The following is a 2,530-nucleotide window of genomic DNA, read 5'->3' as shown; positions in this document are numbered from 1 at the left end:
CATATTGGATCACCCGCAAATGCATCGAATAAACGGCGATCCCGGCGAGCGGCAGCACCGCAGCGACCAGCACCGGCGCCGCCCAGCGCAGCGCCCGGTTCGTCGCGCGTTCGTCGCCGCCATTGCCGATCACCGCATTGGCAAGCAGCACCGCAAATGCCGCCACCCCCATCATCACCGCCGCGGTCGAAAAGCCCGAATCCCACAGCTTCTGCAAGCCCGTGCCCACCAGCGAGAGCAGGAAGAGCACGAGAGCGACCGCGAGCACCGGCGCGAGCACCGCGAGCACGATCATCACCAACCGCTGCAAGGTCGACACCAGCCGGTCGCGCTCGCGCAGCAGGCCGACCGCGCCGCCGAACGCCGCACCCGCCAGCATCCACCCGAACCATTCGTCACCCAGCAGGTCGAAAATCAGGTTGATCCCGATCAGCTTGAACATCTGACCGATCAGCACGACGAGCAGAAAGGTGATGCCGACGAATGCCAGGCTGGCCGCGCCGATTACCGCATCGGTCCACGCATGGCTGTGCAATCGCTCGTACGGCATCGTCCACAATTTCCAGAAGCGCCAGTCGGGCGCCACGTCGCGCCGCGTCTGGAACAACGGCGTTGCGACCAGAACCGCCAATATGCCCGACCAGAACGGCCATTCGACCGGCGATCCGCCGACATTATAACCCGCCGAATGCCAGGTGATCAGCCCCATCACCGCGCCCCACAACAGCGCAAAACCTATCGCCCAATGCCAGCGGCGCAGCTCGACTCCCAGCACGAACACGATGGTTCCGATCGCGACGAACGCCGCGAGCGCGTCGAACAGCGGCGCAGCTTCGGTGCCATATCGGCGATCCACGCACAGGTGGATGGCAAGCCCGGCGACCGCGCAGACCGCCGCCATGATCCACGGGCGCAGCGGCCAGGGCGGGTCATTGTCGTCGAGCCGGGCGGACGCAGAGGGCGAATCGGGGACGGTGGGCGCGATCATGTCGGTCATGGACCGCAGCCTATCCCGTAACTTCGTCATCCTGAACTTGTTTCAGGATCCATGGCCTTGGGCCGCGAATTGAGACCATGGATGCTGAAACAAGGTCAGCATGACGAGTTGTTTGTAGGGAGACGCGGGACCGGCTAGAGAGGCCGAAAACCCGTCTCCCCTCCCCCATGGAGCCCCGATTTGGCCCGCAAATTCCTCTATTTCATCGCCGCCATCATCCTGCTGATCGTTGCCGCCGGGGTCGTGTACCAGCTGTTCCCCGGCTGGATCGCGCGCACCGCTTTCGTCCCCAGCACCGAATTTAAGCCGCAGGCCGCCGTCGCACCCAACGCCTATGACGATCGGGCGATGTGGTTCGCACGGCCGGGGATGGAAAATGACCCGTCGGCGTGGCGCCCCGCTTTCGATGGCAGCGAGACCCCCGGCACCGACCTCCCCGGCGAAAAAGCCGCGGCGCCGCTGATCCCGCCCGCCGAGGCCGCGCAGACGGCCGCCGCAACGCCCTTCCCCAGGGGCGACGCTGCGGTCTTTTTCGTCCACCCGACCAGCTATTACAGCCGATCGAGCTGGAACGCCCCGCTCGAAGATCGCGATTCGGACCACCGTGCCAATCTGTTCGTGCAGGGCATGGCGAGCGCCTTTGCCGATGCCGGCGAAATCTGGGCGCCGCGCTATCGCCAGGCGACGCTCGGCGCCTTCCTCGCCGAAGATCGCGTGACCGCGGGCAAGGCGATCGATTCGGCGTATCGCGATGTCGAGGAGGCGTTCGATGCCTTCCTCGCCGCACAGCCGAAGGACCGGCCGATCATCCTCGCGGGGCACAGCCAGGGCGCGCTCCACCTCACCACCCTGCTCAAGACCCGCATTGCGGGCACCCCGCTCGCAAAGCGCATCGTTGCGGCTTATGTCATCGGCTGGCCGATCAGCCTCGAAACCGACGGTGCGGGCCTCGGTCTCCCCGCCTGCCGCACACCCGAACAAAAGGGCTGCATCCTCGGCTGGGCGACCTTTGCCGACCCCGCCGACCCTGAAATGGTCACCGCCGCCTATGACGGCACGATCGGTTTCGACGGTCGCCCGCGCGCGGGAACGCGGATGCTGTGCACCAACCCGATCACCGGCATCCCCGACACCGAAGCGCCGCCCGCGGCCAATCTCGGCACGCTCAAACCGACCGAGGGTTTCAAGTCGGGATCGCTGATCGCGGGCAAGATCGGCGCCAAATGCGACGACACGCGCGGTTTCCTGATGATCGGCGATGCCGAGATCGCGAAAAATTACGTCGTCGCAGGCTATGTGCTGCCGGGCAACAATTACCATGTCTACGACATCACGCTGTTCTGGGCGAACGTCCGCGCCGACGCGCTCCGCCGCCTCGCAACCTATGAAGGCAAGCCGTCGCCGGTGGCGCCCGCGGCGCCGCCACTCGCGCCAGCGTCTGCATCCACGCCCGTTCCCGCCTCCCCTGCCTCGTCACCCCGGACCTGATCCGGGGTCCCGTTTCTCAACCCGCTTGTGTCGAGCGAAGTCGAG

1 protein-coding gene and 1 pseudogene are annotated in these 2,530 nt (G+C 66.1%); one reads left to right on the top strand and one right to left on the bottom strand.

Features of this window, described 5'->3' with window-relative positions:
* Window positions 1-997: pseudogene (locus tag A3E77_RS15430) on the bottom strand (DUF4153 domain-containing protein); the annotation flags it as partial.
* A 180-nt stretch (window positions 998-1,177) separates the two neighbouring features.
* Between A3E77_RS15430 and A3E77_RS15425 the strand changes: the two are divergent.
* The gene (locus tag A3E77_RS15425; protein ID WP_293647524.1) at window positions 1,178-2,485 is read left to right on the top strand and encodes a DUF3089 domain-containing protein; all 1,308 of its coding nucleotides are present in this window, start codon (window positions 1,178-1,180) and stop codon (window positions 2,483-2,485) included.
* Window positions 2,486-2,530: the final 45 nt, after the last annotated feature.

Source organism: Sphingopyxis sp. RIFCSPHIGHO2_12_FULL_65_19, from assembly GCF_001830555.1.
In the GTDB taxonomy this organism is placed as follows: Bacteria; Pseudomonadota; Alphaproteobacteria; order Sphingomonadales; family Sphingomonadaceae; genus Sphingopyxis.
This window is presented reverse-complemented; position numbering and strand designations above follow the sequence as displayed.